The sequence below is a fragment of the Delftia tsuruhatensis NBRC 16741 genome (genome assembly GCF_001571325.1).
GTDB classification, from domain to species: domain Bacteria; phylum Pseudomonadota; class Gammaproteobacteria; order Burkholderiales; family Burkholderiaceae_C; genus Comamonas; species Comamonas tsuruhatensis.
Genome location: NZ_BCTO01000042.1, coordinates 69,732 through 87,984, shown reverse-complemented (window position 1 = coordinate 87,984; position 18,253 = coordinate 69,732). Strand labels below are relative to the sequence as shown.

The 18,253-nt window shown below is 68.1% G+C and carries 12 protein-coding genes and 1 pseudogene; 5 read left to right on the top strand and 8 right to left on the bottom strand.

Translation table 11 applies throughout. The features are described from left to right. Positions 1-221: 221 nt before the first annotated feature. A pseudogene (locus tag DTS01S_RS20270) lies at positions 222-461 on the bottom strand (Arm DNA-binding domain-containing protein); the annotation flags it as partial. Positions 462-869: 408 nt separating this feature from the next. Continuing rightward, complete coding sequence (glmS, locus tag DTS01S_RS20265; RefSeq protein WP_016448444.1) at positions 870-2,789, bottom strand: glutamine--fructose-6-phosphate transaminase (isomerizing); 1,920 nt, start codon at positions 2,787-2,789, stop codon at positions 870-872. A 137-nt stretch (positions 2,790-2,926) separates the two neighbouring features. Between glmS and DTS01S_RS20260 the strand changes: the two genes are divergently transcribed. Both DTS01S_RS20260 and DTS01S_RS20255 read left to right on the top strand, forming a co-directional pair. Next, positions 2,927-3,442, top strand: coding sequence for an Lrp/AsnC family transcriptional regulator (locus DTS01S_RS20260; protein ID WP_016448445.1), 516 nt, complete (start codon positions 2,927-2,929; stop codon positions 3,440-3,442). Between the two features lie 217 nt (positions 3,443-3,659). Further along, complete coding sequence (locus DTS01S_RS20255; RefSeq protein ID WP_061288604.1) at positions 3,660-4,784, top strand: GGDEF domain-containing protein; 1,125 nt, start codon at positions 3,660-3,662, stop codon at positions 4,782-4,784. Positions 4,785-4,809: 25 nt separating this feature from the next. Here the strand turns inward: DTS01S_RS20255 and DTS01S_RS20250 are convergent, their stop codons facing one another. Continuing rightward, positions 4,810-5,667 (bottom strand): sensor histidine kinase, encoded by an 858-nt coding sequence (locus DTS01S_RS20250; protein ID WP_016448447.1) that lies wholly within the window; start codon positions 5,665-5,667, stop codon positions 4,810-4,812. 94 nt (positions 5,668-5,761) lie between these two features. Next, positions 5,762-7,192 carry a bifunctional UDP-N-acetylglucosamine diphosphorylase/glucosamine-1-phosphate N-acetyltransferase GlmU gene (gene glmU / locus DTS01S_RS20245; protein ID WP_034348976.1) on the bottom strand — a complete coding sequence of 477 codons (1,431 nt, stop codon included), beginning with the start codon at positions 7,190-7,192 and terminating at the stop codon, positions 5,762-5,764. A gap of 104 nt (positions 7,193-7,296) precedes the next feature. On the opposite strand from glmU, the gene DTS01S_RS20240 reads away from it, so the two are divergent. Further along, positions 7,297-8,271 carry a LysR substrate-binding domain-containing protein gene (locus tag DTS01S_RS20240; RefSeq protein WP_061288603.1) on the top strand — a complete coding sequence of 325 codons (975 nt, stop codon included), beginning with the start codon at positions 7,297-7,299 and terminating at the stop codon, positions 8,269-8,271. A gap of 151 nt (positions 8,272-8,422) precedes the next feature. On the opposite strand, the gene tyrS is transcribed toward DTS01S_RS20240, so the two are convergent. Beyond that, positions 8,423-9,655 carry a tyrosine--tRNA ligase gene (gene tyrS / locus DTS01S_RS20235; RefSeq protein WP_016448449.1) on the bottom strand — a complete coding sequence of 411 codons (1,233 nt, stop codon included), beginning with the start codon at positions 9,653-9,655 and terminating at the stop codon, positions 8,423-8,425. A gap of 164 nt (positions 9,656-9,819) precedes the next feature. Here tyrS and DTS01S_RS20230 point away from each other — a divergent pair, with 164 nt between their 5' ends. Both DTS01S_RS20230 and DTS01S_RS20225 read left to right on the top strand, forming a co-directional pair. Continuing rightward, a complete protein-coding gene (locus tag DTS01S_RS20230) occupies positions 9,820-11,214 on the top strand; it encodes a peptidoglycan DD-metalloendopeptidase family protein (protein ID WP_052151611.1) in 1,395 nt (464 codons plus the stop codon). A 104-nt stretch (positions 11,215-11,318) separates the two neighbouring features. Next, positions 11,319-12,467, top strand: coding sequence for an anhydro-N-acetylmuramic acid kinase (locus DTS01S_RS20225; RefSeq protein ID WP_061288601.1), 1,149 nt, complete (start codon positions 11,319-11,321; stop codon positions 12,465-12,467). Between the two features lie 197 nt (positions 12,468-12,664). Here DTS01S_RS20225 and DTS01S_RS20220 read toward each other — a convergent pair whose 3' ends face one another. The 3 genes from DTS01S_RS20220 to xdhA form a co-directional block, all read right to left on the bottom strand. Further along, positions 12,665-13,963: an NCS2 family permease gene (locus DTS01S_RS20220; RefSeq protein ID WP_016448452.1), complete on the bottom strand. Its 1,299-nt coding sequence runs from the start codon at positions 13,961-13,963 to the stop codon at positions 12,665-12,667. A 176-nt stretch (positions 13,964-14,139) separates the two neighbouring features. Next, positions 14,140-16,566 carry a xanthine dehydrogenase molybdopterin binding subunit gene (gene xdhB, locus DTS01S_RS20215; protein ID WP_061288599.1) on the bottom strand — a complete coding sequence of 809 codons (2,427 nt, stop codon included), beginning with the start codon at positions 16,564-16,566 and terminating at the stop codon, positions 14,140-14,142. Position 16,567: 1 nt separating this feature from the next. Then, positions 16,568-18,181, bottom strand: coding sequence for a xanthine dehydrogenase small subunit (xdhA, locus tag DTS01S_RS20210; protein ID WP_047218459.1), 1,614 nt, complete (start codon positions 18,179-18,181; stop codon positions 16,568-16,570). Between the last annotated feature and the right edge of the window lie 72 nt (positions 18,182-18,253).

Below are 18,253 nucleotides of genomic sequence, written 5' to 3'. Positions count from 1 at the left end.
ACCGGCAGCAGCCCACGCATCTATTGATAAAAAATGGCTGGCGTCAAGCCTTTTGTTGAAATCACACGGGACTTGAAACCATATATGGAGCAAGAGGTTAGCTCTGTTTCACGCCGCTAGTAGAGGATGCAGCGTTGTGGGCTGGGAGCTACATGAGAGCCTGTAGAAAGCAAACCGGGTCGCGTTGTAGCGATGCAGATTGCCAAAGGCGGGCAGGCTTGTTCGGTCAGCCACTCCTGCGCCATCGTGCGTGCCTGATCGACCGTCAGTTCCCCGTACTGCTACAAGGCGAGCTTGCGGCGCTCGCCGGCGTTCGTGCGGTACTGAAGCATGAACACCTTGCGGCCCGCCGGGGTGATCTTGCACAGGAAGCCGGGCACCACGGTGTCCCGCAGTTCGATGGCCTTGTCTTGAGGTTGTGCCGCATCGACTGCGGACTTGGTGAGCTTGATCTTCGCCATGATGACTCCTCGGAAAGCCCGGTTTCCAAGAGCCGCATGGGAGCCATGCGAGAGGAAGCCGGGTCAAGCTTCGGAAAGCACCGGCATATGTTGAACTCGCCTAAGTTATTGATAAACCTGCTGTATCGAGCCTTGGCGTAGTCCAGCGAATTGCCGAGCTGGAGTCCTCGTGAAACAAAAAAAGAGCGCCCCAAATGTGCGCTCTTTTTATAGCAACAAACCTAAACCAGGCTATGGTTATCTCCGCATATCTATGTCTGCACTAGCCGTCTGATTCGGTTTACGGTTTTACCCTTGTAAACGACCACGGCGCAGATCTGCATGAATCCTGGAGGCTTGTTTACGACTTTAATTGCGTGTTCACGACTTTAATTACCCAGAATACCTGCGCCCTACCCCGCCCCCGCCTCACTCCACCGTCACGCTCTTGGCCAGGTTGCGCGGCTTGTCCACATCGGTGCCGCGTGCGCAGGCCGTGTGGTAGGCCAGCAGCTGCAGCGGGACCACGTGCAGGATGGGGCTGAGCGCGCCGTAGTTCTCGGGCATGCGGATGACATGCATGCCTTCGCTGCTTTCGATGTTGGTCTTGGCATCGGCCAGCACATAGAGCACGCCGCCGCGCGCACGCACTTCCTGCATGTTGCTCTTGAGCTTTTCCAGCAGCTCGTCATTGGGCGCCACCGTGACCACGGGCATGGCGCTGTCCACCAGGGCCAGCGGGCCGTGCTTGAGCTCGCCGGCCGGATAGGCCTCGGCGTGGATGTAGCTGATTTCCTTGAGCTTGAGCGCGCCTTCCAGCGCAATCGGGTAGTGGATGCCACGGCCCAGGAAGAGCGCGTTCTCGCGCTTGGCGAAGTCCTCGGACCAGCTGATGACCTGGGGCTCCAGCGCCAGCACGGATTGCAGGGCCACGGGCAGGTGGCGCATGGCGGCCAGGTATTGCTGCTCCTTTTCCTCGCTCAGCCGCCCTTGCGACTGGGCCAGGGCCAGGGTCAGCAGGAACAGGCCCGCCAGCTGGGTGGTGAAGGCCTTGGTGGAGGCCACGCCGATCTCCACGCCGGCGCGCGTGATGTAGGCCAGCTCGCATTCGCGCACCATGGCGCTGGTGGCCACGTTGCAGACGGTCAGCGTGTGCTTCATGCCCAGGTTCTGGGCATGGCGCAGCGCGGCCAGGGTGTCGGCGGTCTCGCCCGACTGGCTGATGGTGACGACCAGGGTCTTGGGATGGGGAACGCTGGTGCGGTAGCGGTATTCGCTGGCCACTTCCACGCTGCAGGGCAGGCCGGCCAGCGACTCGATCCAGTACTTGGCCGTGCAGCCGCTGTAGTAGCTGGTGCCGCAGGCCAGGATGAGCACGCGGTCGATCTCCTTGAACACGCGCCAGGCCGAAGTGCCGGCCTTGCCGTCCGAGGCCACGCCGTCGAACAGCTCGGGCACGATGGCCTGCACGCCTTCCAGCGTGTCGGCAATGGCGCGCGGCTGCTCGAAGATTTCCTTTTGCATGTAGTGGCGGTAGGGACCCAGCTCGGCCGCGCCGCTGTGGGCGTGCACGGTGCGCACGGGGCGCTGCTCGGGCGCCAGCCGCTCGCCGCCCTTGCCCACCAGCCAGTAGCGGCCAGGCTGCAGGTCCACGATGTCGCCCTCTTCCAGGTAGACGATCTGGTCGGTCACGCCGGCCAGGGCCATGGCGTCGCTGGCCAGGAAGTGTTCGGCACCGTCCTGGCCGACGCCCAGGATCAGCGGCGAGCCGGCGCGCGAGCCCACCACGCGCTGCGGTTCGTCCTTGTGCATGACGGCGATGGCAAAGGCGCCATGCAGGCGCTGCGTGGCGGCCTGCACGGCCTCGAACAGGTCGCCGCCGTAGAGGCTGTCCACCAGGTGGGCGATGACCTCGGTGTCCGTCTGGCTGGCGAAGACATAGCCCTTGGACTGCAGCTCGGCGCGCAGGGCTTCGTAGTTTTCGATGATGCCGTTGTGCACCAGGGCCACGCGGGCCGGCTGGTCGGTGTCGGCCACGGGCGAGACGCCAGGGCCGTGGCTGAAATGCGGATGGGCGTTGCGCACCGCCGGCTCGCCATGCGTGGCCCAGCGCGTGTGGGCAATGCCGGTGTGGCCGATGACCTTGTCCTGTTGCACCTGGTCCATGAGTTCGGCCACGCGCGCCGTGGAGCGGGCGCGCCGCAGGCCCAGGCTGTGCACGCCCTGTGCGTCCAGCGCCTGCACGGCCACGCCGCAGGAGTCATAGCCGCGATATTCCAGGCGCTGCAGGCCCTGGACGAGAACGGGGACGATATCGCGGAAGGAAACCGCTGCGACGATGCCACACATGGACAAGCTCCTTGTTTCGAGATGACGACGGATGCTACGCAGGTTGAAAAGAAATTTCTCTCCAGATTTCCTTATCTATTGACCTAATATTTCATCATCAGGCATTCAAGAAATATTATTTCAATATAAATAACAAAATGAACCAAAATTCCATTCAACTGGACGCTACCGACCTGCAGCTGCTGCAGCTGCTGCAAGAAGACTGCAGCCGCAGCAACCAGGCCCTGGCCGCGCTGCTGCAGCTGTCGCCGCCCACCTGCCTGCGCCGCGTGCGGCGGCTGCAGGAGTCCGGGCTGATCGAGCGGCAGGTGGCCATCCTGCAGCCCGAACGCCTGGCCGCCGCCCTGGGCCATGGGCTGCAGGCCATTGTGGAGGTCTCGCTGGACCGCCAGGACAGTGACGCGCTGGACGGATTCGAGCGCCGCGCCGTGGCGCTGGACGCCGTGCAGCAGTGCTGGCGCGTATCGGCGGGGCCTGATTTCATCCTCGTGGTGGCCGCGCCCGACATGCCGGCCTACCTGGAGTTGAGCCGGGCGCTATTCACGGGCGACGCCAACGTGCGCAATGTCAAGAGTTTTTTCAGCGTCAGGCGCGCCAAGTTCTCCACCGCCATGCCGCTGCCGCCGGCAAATCCCGGAACAGGCGCCCAATGAGGCCAGGACGCTTGATTTTGCGAGTAATTGTGCGCATCAGGAAACTGCGCGGCGGCGGGACTGCGTAGGACAGCAAGCCTGCAATGTGTCCCGAACGCCAACTTTGGGCAACGTTGGACTTTAAGGCGTTGCGCACGCACGGGGACAATGATACAAATTGATGCAACAACACTTTCTGACGCGCTAGGCAATCGGCGCGCACTCGGCTCGCACCGCCATGTCCTTGCGCCAGCGCATCCATCGCCGCACCTATCCCTTGCGCGTCTCCAGCATGGCTTTGGGTGGCCTCGTCGTGGGCACGACCATGACCGAGCTGGGCGCCAGCACGGCTGTCTGGGGCTTTGTGCTGGTGAGCGCCCTCGTCTGGCCGCACATCGCCTTTCTCCACGCCCGCCACAGCCGTGACAGCCACCGCGCCGAACACGCCAATCTGAAGATAGATGCGCTGATCATCGGCAGCTGGATTCCCGTCATGCATTTCTGTGCATTGCCCAGCATTGCGCTGCTGGCCATCAGCATTGCAGACCGCAACCACACGGCCACGCGCGACGGCTGGCTGCAATCGCTGTTCGCCACCTTCCTGGCCGCCGCCGTGGGGGCCCTGCTGCTGCGGCCCGCGCCCGAGTGGGAGGCCAGCCTGGCAGTGCAGCTGAGCATGCTGCCCCTGCTCCTGCTGCACAGCGTGTTCTCCAGCTGGTCCACGCGCCAGCTGGTGCGCAAGCTGGCACGACAGAACGTGAAGCTGCAGGTGCTCAGCCGCATCGACCCCCTGACCACGCTGTACAGCCGCGACTACTGGTGGCAGAAGGCGCGCGCCGCGCTGCGCGACTACCGGCAGACGCAGACCTCGGCCTGCCTGCTGATCGTGGACATAGACCACTTCAAGCGCATCAACGACAGCTTTGGGCACACCGTGGGTGACGAGGTGCTGCAGGCCATCGGCCTGACCATCCGGCACTGCCTGCGATCGCATGACGCGGCCGGCCGCTACGGAGGCGATGAATTCGCCGTGCTGTGCATGCACACCCATCTGGACGATGCCTATGCGGTGGCCCTGCGCATACGCAACCAGCTGAGCCAGCTGCGCGTGCGCGAGCACCCGCATCTGCGCGTCAGCGCCAGCATTGGCGTGGCGGCGGCGGACCCCAGCTTTCTGTCGGTCAAGGACTGGATCAATGCGGCCGACAGCGCGCTCTACAGCGCCAAGGACGCCGGGCGCGACCAGGTGATACCTGCTGCGCCGCTGATGGCCGGCAGCGCGCCCACCAGGTCGGGCACGGACGCGGGCAGCGAGGCCTCGCGCCAGGCACACCAGCCCGAGCCGGACGACACGCTGATCTGAGGGCTGGCGCCAGCGGCAGGCAGACTCAGAGCCCGCGATCCGTGCGCCGCACTTCGCCGCCGGGCCAGTTCAGGCATACGCTGCAGCCGCCCGCCGGCGTGGCGCGGATGGTGGCCTCGCCGCCGTGGCGGCGCATGACGCCGCGCACCAGGGCCAGGCCCGTGCCCAGGCCCGGAAACTCCGACTCACGGTGCATGCGCTGGAAGATGCCGAACAGCGCGCCCGCACGCGAGGGGTCGAACCCCACGCCGTTGTCCGTCACGCTGAGCGTGATGCCGCCGTCGGCATGACGCTCCACATCGATGGCAATGCGCGGCTGGGCCACGGGCTGGGTGAACTTGACGGCGTTGTCCAGCAGCGCCTCCAGCACCTGGCGCAGCAGGGCCGCGTCGGCACGCACGGCGGGACTTTGCTGCGGCAGGCTCCATTGCAGCCGCGCCGCCGCGCCGCAGGCCGCCCAGCGCGGCTGCGCCAGCACCGCCGTGCGCGCCTGCTCCAGCAGTTCCTGCAAGGCAATGGGCTGCCACTGCATGGGCGTGCGGGCGGCGCGCGCCAGGGCCAGCAGGCCGTCGAGCATGCCGCCCATGCGTCGGGCGGACTGGTCCATGGTCTGCAGGAAGCCGCGTGCCTCCTGCAGCTCCTGCGGCGAAGGCGCGGCCTGCGACAGCAGCTCGTCCACCAGGGGGCCGAAGGACAGCACATGGCGCAGCGGCGCGCGCAGGTCGTGCGACACCGCGTGCAGCCATTCCTGCTGCGCGGCGCGCAGGGCCTGCAGCTCCTGCTCGCGCTGGGCCAGGCGCTCCAGCGCGTCCTGCAGCGTGCGGGGCGGGCCTTGCAGGTCGGCGGCAGGGTCGGGCGGAGGGTGGGCGAAAGGTTCCGTCATGGCATGGACAGGGTCAGGAGATTCGGAAAATCGGCTTGCCCCGTACGGGACCCGCCGGCGATGCGGGCCCTCGAGCCCACGTGTCTCGGAAGTCTCAGGACTTGGGCAGTTTGACCGGGCGCTTCCAGCTGGTGATGCTCACCTGCCTGCCCCGCGATACCGTGAGCACGCCAGGCTCGGTGCTCTTGGTGACCGTGGAGCCGCCGCCCACCGTGCCGCCCGCGCCAATGGTGACGGGCGCCACCAGCACGCAGTTGCTGCCGATGTGCACGTCGGCCTCGATCACCGTGCGGTGCTTGTTCACGCCGTCGTAGTTGGCCGTGATGGAGCCGGCGCCATAGTTGACGCGCTCGCCCACCGTGGCATCGCCCAGGTAGGCCAGGTGGTTGGCCTTGGCGCCATCGGCCAGCACGGAGTTCTTGACCTCGACGAAGTTGCCGATGTGCACTTCGCGGCCCAGCTGCGCCCCGGGGCGCAGGCGCGCAAACGGGCCCACCAGGGCGCCCTCGCCCACGCTGACGCCGGCCTTCTCGCCATCGACATGCGTGTACGGATGGATGACGGCGCCCGCCGCAATCGTGGCGTTGGCAATGCTGCAATAGGCGCCGATGCGCGCGCCTTCGCCAATCTCCACATGGCCGCTGAAGATGCAGCCCACGTCGATCTCCACATCCTGCCCGCAGACCAGGCGTGCCGCGCGGCCGGTGCGCGGGTCATCGCGCAGGTCAAAGCGCGCGGGGTCGGCCAGGCGCACGCCCTGCTCCATCAGCGTGCGGGCCTGGGCGCCCTGGTGGGCGCGCTCCAGCTCGGCCAGCTGCAGCGGGCTGTTGACGCCGGCCACCTGCACGGGGTCGGCAATGCAGTGCGCGACCACGGGCACGCCGTCGGCCACGGCCATGGCGACCACGTCGGTCAGGTAGTACTCGCCCTGGGCGTTGTCATTGGTCAGGCGGGCCAGCCAGCCGGCCAGGTGGCGGGCCGGCACGGCCATGATGCCGCTGTAGATTTCCTGGATGGCGCGCTGGGCGTCATTGGCATCCTTTTGCTCGACAATGCGCTGCACCGTGCCGTCTTCGCCGCGCACGATGCGGCCATAGCCCGTGGGATCGGGCAGGCGCACGGTCAGCAGCGCCAGCCGCTGGCCATCGGCCGCATCGACCAGGGCGCGCAGCGTGTCGGCCTGCGTCAGCGGCACATCGCCCGAGAGCACGATGACCATGCCGTCGCCCGCCAGCGCAGGCACGGCCTGCTGCACCGCATGGCCCGTGCCCAGCTGCGGCTCCTGGCGCACGAACTTCAGCGCCATGGAGCCGCCCTGGCAGGCCGCCGCCATGGCGGGCTCCACCTGGTCCGCGCCGTGGCCCGTGACCACCACGGCCGAACGCGCATCCAGCTGCGCTGCGGTCGCCAGCACATGGCCCAGCAGCGGGCGCCCCGCCAGGCGCTGAAGGACTTTGGGCAGGCGGCTTTTCATGCGCGTGCCCTTGCCCGCGGCCATGATGACGAGATCCAGAGGTGCTGTCATAGGTGATTCATCCAAAACGCCAGAACCTGTGCCGGCAACGCCGCCGATTATCTGCCCGCCAAGGGCTGCGGCCGGTCACACGATTGACGTATGCTGGCGGCGCCATGCCCCATGCCACCACTGCACCCGTTCCCCTGCTGCGCACACGCGCCATCGGAGCCGGCCATCTGCGTGCCTTCCTGGCCGTGGCCCGGCACCTGAATTTCCGCGCGGCCGCCGACGAGCTGTCGCTGACGCAGTCGGCCGTGAGCCGCCAGATCCAGTCGCTGGAGGATGAAGTCGGCGTGCCGCTGTTCCTGCGTCACACGCGCGCCGTGGAGCTGACCGGGGCCGGCGCCCAGCTGCTGCGCTCGGTGGCGCCCGCGCTGGAGCAGATCGACGCCTCGGTGCGCCAGATCCGCCAGACCGTGGGCCGCAAGAGCGTGGCCATCACCACCTGGGCCAGCTTTGCCGCCATGTGGCTGATCCCGCGCCTGGAGTCCTTCCAGCGCGCCTGGCCCGATATCGACATCCGCATCGACACCAGCGACACCGTGATGGACCTGGACACCACCGATGTGGACCTGGCCCTGCGCTACGGCCGCGCGGGCGACGGCTGGCACCAGGCGCAGCGCCTGTTCGGCGAGCAATTGGCCGTGGTGGCCAGCCCGCGCCTGCTGGCCGGCGGCCCGCCGCTCAAGACGCCGGCCGACGCGGCCCGCTACACGCTGATCGAGACCGGCGACGCCCACCGCATGCCCCAGCTGGAGTGGCTGGGCTGGCAGCGCTGGTTCGGCGTGCAGGGCTGCGACCAGCTGCAGCCGCCGCGCTGGCTGTACTTCAACTACGCCCACCAGATCGTGCAGGCCGCACTGGCCGGACAGGGCCTGGCCATTGCACGCCTGCCGCTGGTGGCCGATGCGCTGGCGGCTGGCGACCTGGTCGAGGTGCTGCCCGCGCACCGGCTGGAATCGCCGCTGGCCTACTGGCTGATCGTGGGCCCGCGCAGCGCCGCGCGTCCCGAGGTGGCCGCCTTCTGCCGGTGGCTGCAGGAGCAGGCCGAGGTCACGCGCGAAACCGTCGAATCGCCCCCGGCTTGAAAAATAACCCCCATGCTCCCCTTGCTGCGCAAGGTCCGCGCCCCCCGAGGGGGCCGTTTTCATCTTGGGGCGGCCCGGCGATGAAAAAAGGACGCGGGCATGCCGGCGTCCTTCATCCCTGTGCAGCCGGGCGCATGGCCCGGCGCGGGCATCAGCCCAGCGTCACGCGCGCAAACTTGCGCTTGCCCACTTGCACCACATAGGTGCCGGCTTCGAGCTTGAGGCCCCGGTCGCTGATGGCCGTGCCATCCACGCGCACGCCGCCGCCGTCGATCAGGCGGTTGGCCTCGCTGGTCGAGGGCGCCAGGTTGGCCTGCTTGAGCAGGGCACCGATGCCCAGCGGCGCGCCCGACAGGCTGACCTCGTCGATCTGGTCGGGAATGCCGCCCTTGCTGCGGTTGTTGAAATCCTGCTCGGCCGCATCGGCCAGCGCCGCGCTGTGAAAGCGCGCCGTGATCTCCTTGGCCAGCAGCACCTTGGCGTCCTTGGGATTGCGCCCGCCTTCCACCTCGGCCTTGAGCGCGGCGATCTCGGCCAGGCTCTTGAATGACAGCAGGGTGTACCAGTTCCACATCAGCGTGTCCGAGATGCTCAGCACCTTGGCGAACATGGTGTTGGCGTCCTCGGTGATGCCGATGTAGTTGTTCTTGGACTTGGACATCTTGTGCTCGCCGTCCAGGCCCACCAGCAGCGGCATGGTGAGCACGCACTGCGTGTCCTGCCCGTATTCCTGCTGCAGGTGGCGGCCCATGAGCAGGTTGAACTTCTGGTCCGTGCCGCCCATTTCCAGGTCGGCGCGCAGCGCCACCGAGTCATAGCCCTGCAGCAGCGGGTAGAGGAATTCATGCAGGCTGATGGAGCTGCCCTCGGTGAAGCGCTGGTGGAAGTCGTTGCGCTCCATCATGCGGGCCACCGTGTACTTGGCCGACAGCTCGATCATGCCGCGCGCGCCCAGCTTGTCGCACCACTCGCTGTTGTAGCGCACCTCGGTGCGCGCCGGGTCCAGCACCTTGGCGGCCTGGGTGTAGTAGGTCTCGGCGTTGACCTTGATCTGCTCGGCCGTCAGCGGCGGGCGCGTGCTGTTGCGGCCCGAAGGGTCGCCGATCAGGGTGGTGAAATCGCCGATCAGGAAGATCACCTGGTGGCCCAGGTCCTGCAGCTGGCGCATCTTGTTGAGCACCACGGTGTGGCCCAGGTGGATGTCGGGCGCCGTCGGATCCAGGCCCAGCTTGATGCGCAGCGGCACGCCCGTGGCCTCGGAGCGGGCCAGTTTCTGCACCCAGTCGGCCTGGGGCAGCAGTTCATCCACGCCGCGCAGGGTGATTTCAAGCGCTTGGCCTACACCTTCAGTGACCGGGTATGTTGTAACAGCAGATTGATTCATAAGGGTTTTTCGCCAGGCCGCGTAGGACCGCGTCGGTATACTCCGGGGATTTTCCCGCTGCGGCGAATTCTAGACGCCCGCCTTTCCGCACCACAGAGCGCGGACTTGTTGCCCGTCTGGAGAGCGTATCCCGCCGCTGCGATGCTGTCCGGCCCCCAGGCCGGATGCGCGCAACCCAAGGATCTGATGTTGTGAAATATGGCTTGAACCATGCCAGCGGTGCTCTTGTTGCGCGGCTGACCTCCGTGATCCAGCAACACCCCCAGCGTGTCACCGCAGCACTGGCAGCCATCTTGCTCACGGGCGGCGGCGGCGCCTTCGCCGTGGCCAACCTGGGACCCGATCCGGCCGACCTGCCGGTGCGCATGCTCTCCACGCCCGTGGAATCGCTGGCAGAAGGCCAGACCCTGGCCGAGCTGACCGACAGTGTGCAGGGCATGTCCCTGTACCGTTCCGAATACACGCGTGGCAGCGACACGGCCGAAACCCTGCTGCAGCGCCTGGGCGTGGCCGATCCGGCCGCCGCCGCCTTCATGCGCGGCAACGACCAGGTGCGCCAGCATGTGCTGGGCCGCGCCGGCCGCCTGGTGACGGCCGAGACCACGCCCGACCACCAGTTGTCCCTGCTGACCGTGCGCTGGGCACCCGACGAGGACGGCAGCTTCCGCCGCCTCGTGGTCGAGCGCAAGAACAATGAACTGAGCACACGCATCGAGACGGGCAAGCTGACCGCCTCGCCGCGCCTGGCCGGCGGCATCATCCGCAGCTCGCTGTTCGCCGCCACCGATGCGGCCTCCATTCCCGACGCCGTGGCCATGCAGATGGCCGACATCTTCCAGGGCGACGTGGACTTCCGCCGCGGCCTGCGCAAGGGCGACCGCTTCTCGGTGGTCTACGAATCGCTGGAAGCCGATGGCGAGCCGCTGCGCGCGGGCCGCGTGCTCAGCGCCGAGTTCCACAACAACGGCAAGGTCGTGCAGGCCCTGTGGTTCCAGGACGAAGGCAAGGCCAAGGGCGACTACTACACCATGGACGGCAAGAGCCGCCGCCAGGCCTACCTGACCTCGCCCGTGGAGTTCTCGCGCATCAGCAGCGGCTTTGCCATGCGCATGCACCCCATCCACAAGACCTGGCGAGCCCACCTGGGAACGGACTTCGCGGCGCCCACGGGCACCAAGGTACGCACCGTGGGCGACGGCACCGTCTCCTTCGCGGGAGTGCAGAACGGCTACGGCAACGTGATCTTCGTGGACCACGCCAACAACCACACCACGGTCTATGCCCACCTGAGCCACATCGGCGTCACGCGCGGCCAGCGCGTGGAACAGGGCGACATCATCGGCAACGTGGGCTCCACGGGCTGGGCCACGGGCCCGCACCTGCACTTCGAGTTCCGCGTCAATGGCGAGCACCGCGACCCCATGACCATCGTCCAGGCCACCGATGCCGCCCGCCCCGTCTCCAAGGCCGGCCGCGCCGCCTTCGACAAGATGGCCGCGCAGATGCGCATCGAGCTGCAGGCATCGAACGAGGCGCTGGCCTTGGCCACCGAGCGCTGAGCACTGCACCCCCCTCCAAAGGCTGCCCTGGCAGCCTTTGTTGTTTCAGACGCATCCTTTTGTGATCGCCAGCCCCGGGGTCCTGCAGGGCTACCATTGCCGGCATGAACCAGCCAGCCCCCTCCCCCATCGCCCACCGCTACTGCATAGGCCTGATGTCCGGCACCTCGCTAGACGGGGTGGATGGCGTGCTTGTGGACTTTGCCGAAGGCACGCAGGTGCTGTGGCATGCCAGCCGTGGCTTTGATGCCGCGCTGCGCGCCGAGCTGCTGGCCCTGAACACCCCCGAGGGCCGCGACGAGCTGCACCGCGCGGCGCTGGCGGCCAATGCGCTGGCGCGCAGCTATGCCGAGGTGGTGCGGGAGCTGCTGCAGGCCACGGGCCTGGCGCCCGGCCAGATCGCGGCCATCGGCGCCCACGGCCAGACCGTGCGCCACCGGCCGCAGATGTTCGACGGCACGGGCTACACGCTGCAGCTCAACAGCCCGGTCCTGCTGGCCGAGCTCAGCGGCGTTGCCGTGGTGGCCGACCTGCGCAGCCGCGACGTGGCCGCTGGCGGCCAGGGTGCGCCACTGGTGCCCGCCTTCCACCAGGGCGTGTTCGGCCGGCCCGGCGAGACGGTGCTGGTGCTCAACATCGGCGGCATTGCCAATCTCAGCGTGCTGGCCGGCGATGGCACGGTGCTGGGCTTCGACTGCGGCCCCGGCAATGCGCTGATGGACGGCTGGTGCCAGACACACACGGGCCAGCCCTATGACGACGGCGGCCAGTGGGCGGCCACGGGCCAGGTGCTGCCCGCCCTGCTCGACCGCCTGCTGGCCGAGCCTTTCCTGCAGCAGCCGCCACCCAAGAGCACGGGGCGCGACCTGTTCCACGCGGACTGGCTGGCCGGCCATCTGTCCGCCAGTGCAACCAGCGCCGCCGATGCCCGCCCCACCGACGTGCAGGCCACGCTCACCGAATTCACGGCCCGGGCCTGCGCCAGTGCCGTGCAGCGCTTCGGGCGTGGCGGCGGCGAGCTGCTGGTCTGCGGCGGCGGCGCCTTCAACACGCAGCTGATGCAGCGCATCGCCGCCCTGCTGCCCGGCGTGGCCGTGGACACCACGGCCGCGCGCGGCCTGCCGCCGCAGCAGGTGGAGGCCGCCGCCTTCGCCTGGCTGGCGCGCCAGGCCCTGCTGGGCCTGCCCGGCAACCTGCCGGCCGTCACAGGCGCACGCGGCCCGCGCATCCTGGGCGCCATCTACCCCGCATAAAAAAACCATGCAAGGCATCCGCCAAGCATGGGCCCACCAAACATCTTGCCTGAGCCCAAAGCCTATGAAACTGGCGCGGCCCAAAAGCAGGGACGCCGAGCAAGAGCCGCCTCGCGGCGAGGGCGTCGTCCCCCTCCCGCGAAGCGAGAGAGGGCGCCGTGCATACGAGGGAAGGCGCGTCAGCGCCTCAGGGGGTGCTATCCGCCGATATAGACGAACTTGAAGAGGAAGACGCCGCCGATCAGCCACACCATCCAGTGCACTTCCTTGGAACGGCCCGTGAACAGCTTGAGCACGGCATAGGTGATGAAACCGAAGGCCAGGCCATTGGCCACCGAGTAGGTGAAGGGCATGAGCAGTGCCGTGACGGCGGCGGGGATGGCCTCGGTGGTCTCGCCCCATTCGATCTCGGTCAGCTCCTTGAGCATCAGGCAGGCCACGAAGAACAGCGCGGGCGCCGTGGCGTAGCCGGGCACCACGCCGGCCAGGGGCGACAGGAACAGGCAGCACAGGAAGAGCGCGGCCACGGTCAGCGCCGTCAGGCCCGTGCGGCCGCCAGCCTGCACGCCGGCCGCGCTTTCCACGTAGGCCGTGGTGCTGGAGGTGCCCAGCAGCGAGCCCGCGAAGATGGCGCCGCTGTCGGCCAGCAGCGAACGGTTGAAGCGGCCCATGCGGCTGGGCACCAGCAGGCCCGCGCGCTTGGCCACACCCATCAGCGTGCCCGTGGCATCGAACAGCTCGACCAGGAAGAACACCAGCACCACGTTGAGGATGCCGCCCGTCAGCGCGGACTTGATGTCCAGCTGCAGGAAGGTGGGCGCGATGGAGGGCGGCGCCGAGAACACGCCGTGGAACTCGTTGCCCGCGAAGAAGAACGAGGCCACGGTGACCACGACGATACCGATCAGGATGGCGCCCGGCACCTTCAGGCGGTCCAGCACCACGATGATCAGAAAGCCCAGCGAGGCCAGGATGACTTCGGGCTTGTGCAGGTCGCCCAGGGTCACGAAGGTGGCCGGCGACGCGGCGACGATGCCCGCGCTCTTGAGCGCGATCAGCGCCAGGAACAGGCCGATGCCCACGGTGATCGCTATGCGTATGGACTGCGGTATGCCCTTGATGATCAGCTCCCGCAGGCCGAACAGCGTCACCAGCAGGAACAGGCAGCCCGAGACGAAGACCGCACCCAGCGCGGCCTGCCAGGTGAAGCCCATGTGCAGCACCACCACGTAAGCGAAATAGGCGTTCAGGCCCATGCCCGGCGCCAGCGCGATGGGATAGTTGGCGTACAGCGCCATGATGGTCGTGCCCAGCGCCGCGATCAGGCAGGTGGCCACGAAGACGGCCCCCTTGGGCATCCCCGCATCCCCCAGGATCGAGGGATTGACGAAGATGATGTAGGCCATCGTCAGAAAGGTCGTCAGGCCCGCGACCAGCTCGGTTCTTACATTGGTGCCGTGCTCACTGAGCTTGAACACCCGTTCCATCCAGTTCATCGCATTGTCTCCGTGTTGTTTTCGCATGCGGGGCGCAACGGTTGTGAAAGCGCCCAGGGTTGAGCACCGGCTGTCCAGGCCGGCACAAGGCATGGCACCCTGCCGGGCGGCCATGGACCTGGTTGCGCGCATCGCTGCGCGCGGATTCAAGGAATGAGGGGGCGGCGCCGGTCCGCTCAGCTCCCGGCGGCCTGCACGGCCTCGATGGCGCGCAGGATGGATTCCGGCGTGGCCGGCGATTGCAGCGGCGGGTTGCTGCGGTGCCCGCCCGCGGCCGAGACGGCATCGCGGATGGCGAAGAACACCGAGAACGGCAGCAGCAGCGGCGGCTCGCCCACGGCCTTGCTGCGGTGGATGGAGTCCTCGAAGTTGTCGCCCTCGAACAGCCGCACGTTGAACACGGGCGGGCAGTCGTTGGCCGTCGGGATCTTGTAGGTGCTCGGGGCGTGCGTGGTGAGCTTGCCGCTTTGCGGGTGCCAGACCAGCTCTTCCGTGGTCAGCCAGCCCATGCCCTGGATGAAGGCGCCCTCGACCTGGCCCACGTCCACGGCGGGGTTCAGCGAGCGGCCCACATCGTGCAGCACGTCGGCGCGCAGCAGCTTGAACTCGCCGGTCAGCGTGTCCACCACCACCTCGCTCACGGCGGCACCGTAGGCGTAGTAGAAGAAGGGCCGGCCCTGCATGGTGTCCTTGTTCCACGACAGGCCGGGCGTGGCATAGAAGCCGTCGGACCACAGCTGCACGCGCTCGATGTAGGCCTCGCCCACCACGGCCTTGAAGTCCAGCACCTTGCCGTTGACGTGGACCTGGTCGTTGGCAAAGCGCACGTCCTCCGCGCGACCGCCATGGCGCTCTGCGGCGCAGGCGGCCAGGCGCTCGCGGATCTGGCGCGCCGCGTCCTGCGCGGCCTTGCCGTTGAGGTCGGCCCCCGTCGATGCCGCCGTGGCCGAGGTGTTGGCCACCTTGGTGGTGTCGGTGGCCGTGACGCGCACGCGCCCGAAGCCCACGCCCAGCTCGTGCGCCACGACCTGGGCCACCTTGGTGTTCAGGCCCTGGCCCATCTCGGTGCCGCCGTGGTTCACGAGGATGGAGCCGTCGTTGTAGACATGGACCAGGGCGCCGGCCTGGTTGAAGTGCTTGACGTTGAAGGAGATGCCGAACTTGAGCGGCGTCAGCGACAGGCCGCGCTTGAGCACGGGGCTGGCCGCGTTGAACTCGGCGATGGCATCGCGGCGCGCGCGGTAGTCGCTGCAGGTTTCCAGCTCGGCCACCAGCTCGTGGATGATGTTGTCGGTCACGACCTGGCTATAGGGCGTGACGTTGCGCTCGGTCTTGCCGTAGAAGTTGACGCGGCGCACGTCGAGCGCGTCGCGCCCCAGCTCGCGCGCCACCGTCTCCATGATGTTCTCGATGGCGATCGCGCCCTGCGGGCCGCCGAAGCCGCGGAACGCCGTATTGCTCTGCGTATTGGTCTTGCCGGAGTAGCCGTGCATGGACACATCGGGCAGCCAGTACGTGTTGTCGAAGTGGCACAGCGCGCGCGTCATCACGGGGCCGGACAGGTCGGCCGAGTGGCCGGCGCGCGAGACCATGGAGATCTCGGCGCCGAGGATGCGGCCCTCGTCGTCGTAGCCCACCTCGTACTCGTACCAGAAGCAGTGGCGGCGGCCCGTGATCATGAAGTCGTCATCGCGGTCCAGGCGCAGCTTGACGGGGCGGCGCAGCCGCGTCGCGGCCACCGAGGCCACGCAGGCGAACAGGGCAGACTGCGACTCCTTGCCGCCGAAGCCGCCGCCCATGCGGCGGCACTCCACATGCACGGCGTGCGAGGCCACGCCCAGCGCATGCGCCACCAGGTGCTGCATCTCGCTGGGGTGCTGGGTGGAGCAGTACAGGTGGACGGCGCCGTCCTCCTTGGGGATGGCGTAGCTGATCTGGCCTTCCAGGTAGAACTGCTCCTGGCCGCCCACGTAGAACGAGGACTTCAGGCGGTGCGGCGCCTCGTCCATGGCGCGGCGCGCGCCGCCTTCATTCGTGCTGCGCGCCAGGTGCATGGGCGGCAGCACGTACTGGCCCAGCTCATGCGCCTGCTGGGGCGTGAGCACGGGCGGCTCGGCCGTGATGTCGGCCGCCGCCTTGGCCTGGGCCGCAGCCAGGCGCGCCGCCTCGCGGCTTTCGGCGATCACGGCGAACAGCGGCTGGCCCAGGTAGCGGATCTCGCCGCTGCACAGGATGGGGTCGTCGTGGATGATGGAGCCGCAGTCGTTGACGCCGGGAATGTCCTCGCCGGTGAGCACGGCCACCACGCCGGGCATGGCGCGGATGGCGTCGAGCTTGAGCGCATTGAGCCGGCCATTGGCCACGGGCGACAGGCCCAGCGCACAGTGCAGCGTGCCGTCCAGCTCGGGCAGGTCGTCGATGTAGGCGGCCTCGCCGGCTACATGCAGATGGGCCGACTCATGCGGGCGGCTGATGCCCACGCGCTGGCCCTGGGTGTGGGCGCCGGCCTCGGCACGCTCGTCCACGCGGAAGGCGGTGTTCTTCAGGTAATGCGCAAAGGCCTCGGACGAGTGCAGCAGGGAAGGGTCGATGGGGCGGTTCATTTCAGGCTCCTTGGTGCACTGCGTGGGGCATCACGCTCCAGACGCTGGTGGCCTGCAGCGGCAGCGGCTGCTGCGGACGTGTCTCCAGCCACAGGCGCTGCAGCAGGTTCTGCGCCACCTTGAGCCGGTAGTCGGCGCTGGCGCGCATGTCGGACATGGGCTTGAAGTCCTGGGCCAGCGCGGCCTGGGCGGCCTTCACTGCGGCCTGGTCCCAGGGCTGGCCCACGATGGCCGCCTCCGCCAGGGCCGCACGCTTGACCACGGCGGCCATGCCGCCAAAGGCCAGGCGCGCGGACTTCACCACCTCGCCATCGAGCTCGATGGCCAGCCCTGCGCACAGCGCCGAGATGTCGCAGTCAAAGCGCTTGCTGATCTTGTAGGCACGGGTCTGGCGCCGTGCAGCGTCCAGCGGCACGGCCAGTGCCTGCACGAACTCGCCCGGTTCCAGCTGGTTCTTCATGTAGTCCAGATAGAAGTCATGCAGCGGCATGCGGCGCACGCGCGCGCCCTTGCGCAGCTCGATCTGCGCGTCCAGCGCCATCAGCACGGGCGGGGAGTCGCCAATGGGCGAGCCATTGGCCACGTTGCCGCCCATGGTGCCCGCATGGCGGATGGGCACGGAGGCAAAGCGCAGCCACACATCGGTCAGCCCCTCGAAGCGCTGCGACAGCGCCGACCAGGCCGATTCCAGCGAGGCACCGGCGCCGATGTACAGCTCGCCGCCGTCCAGGCTGCCCGCGCCGCGGCGCTCCTCGACGCGCTTCATCTCGGCCACGTCGCCCACATAGACGATGTCGCCCAGGTCGCGGAACTGCTTGGTCACCCACAGCCCCACATCGGTGGAACCTGCCAGCAGGCGCGCGCGGGGCTTGGCCTCGCACACGGCGGCCAGCTCGTCCAGCGTGCGCGGAGCGTGGAAGCTGTCCACACGGCCGCCCTGGGCGGCGTTGGGAGCGGCGTAGTCCAGGCCGGCATCCTGCGCGCGCAGGCCCTGCAGTGCCTGCACCACGGGTTCGGTGGCCATGCGCGTGGCGGGCAGGTCGAACATGCGCTGGCCTGCGTCCAGGATGGGACGGTAGCCCGTGCAGCGGCACAGATTGCCCGACAGCTCGTCGGCCAGCTGCTGGCGCGAGGGACGCGTGCCGGCCTGCTGGTGGTGCTCGTAGGCCGACCACAGCGACATCACGAAGCCCGGCGTGCAAAAGCCGCATTGGGAGCCGTGACAGTCCACCAGCGCCTGCTGCACGGGGTGCAGCTCGGCACCACCTGCGGGCTTGCCCGTGGCACAGCCCTGCTTGCCGGCGCACTGGCCCTTGACGTCCTCCACCGTGAACAGCGCCTTGCCGTGCAGCGTGGGCAGGAACTGGATGCAGGCATTGACCGTCTGCAGCTGCAGGCCGCCCACGGCGTCGGGCGCGCCGTCTTCGGCCAGCTCGGCGATGACCACGGTGCAGGCGCCGCAGTCACCTTCGTTGCAGCCCTCCTTGGTGCCGGTGCAGCGCGCGTCGCCGCGCAGCCAGTCGAGCACCGAGCGCGTGGGATGCGGCCCCTGTACCTCGACGATCTGGCCGCGGTGATAGAAGCGGATGGGTTGGGAACTGGGGCTCTGGCTCATGCTCGTGGGGGCAACTGCTGGTGCGTGGACTGTTCGGATCACGACTTACGCAAATTCCGAGGAAGAAAGCCG

What these genes read in the sequence shown, in the direction of transcription:
- DTS01S_RS20255 (WP_061288604.1), top strand. Translation starts at nt 3,660, where the DNA reads ATGTCCTTGCGCCAGCGCATCCATCGCCGCACCTATCCCTTGCGCGTC.
- DTS01S_RS20230 (WP_052151611.1), top strand. Translation starts at nt 9,820, where the DNA reads ATGCGCGCAACCCAAGGATCTGATGTTGTGAAATATGGCTTGAACCAT.
- DTS01S_RS20240 (WP_061288603.1), top strand. Translation starts at nt 7,297, where the DNA reads ATGCCCCATGCCACCACTGCACCCGTTCCCCTGCTGCGCACACGCGCC.
- DTS01S_RS20260 (WP_016448445.1), top strand. Translation starts at nt 2,927, where the DNA reads ATGAACCAAAATTCCATTCAACTGGACGCTACCGACCTGCAGCTGCTG.
- tyrS (WP_016448449.1), bottom strand. Translation starts at nt 9,655, where the DNA reads ATGAATCAATCTGCTGTTACAACATACCCGGTCACTGAAGGTGTAGGC.
- glmU (WP_034348976.1), bottom strand. Translation starts at nt 7,192, where the DNA reads ATGACAGCACCTCTGGATCTCGTCATCATGGCCGCGGGCAAGGGCACG.
- glmS (WP_016448444.1), bottom strand. Translation starts at nt 2,789, where the DNA reads ATGTGTGGCATCGTCGCAGCGGTTTCCTTCCGCGATATCGTCCCCGTT.
- DTS01S_RS20225 (WP_061288601.1), top strand. Translation starts at nt 11,319, where the DNA reads ATGAACCAGCCAGCCCCCTCCCCCATCGCCCACCGCTACTGCATAGGC.
- xdhB (WP_061288599.1), bottom strand. Translation starts at nt 16,566, where the DNA reads ATGAACCGCCCCATCGACCCTTCCCTGCTGCACTCGTCCGAGGCCTTT.
- xdhA (WP_047218459.1), bottom strand. Translation starts at nt 18,181, where the DNA reads ATGAGCCAGAGCCCCAGTTCCCAACCCATCCGCTTCTATCACCGCGGC.
- DTS01S_RS20250 (WP_016448447.1), bottom strand. Translation starts at nt 5,667, where the DNA reads ATGACGGAACCTTTCGCCCACCCTCCGCCCGACCCTGCCGCCGACCTG.
- DTS01S_RS20220 (WP_016448452.1), bottom strand. Translation starts at nt 13,963, where the DNA reads ATGAACTGGATGGAACGGGTGTTCAAGCTCAGTGAGCACGGCACCAAT.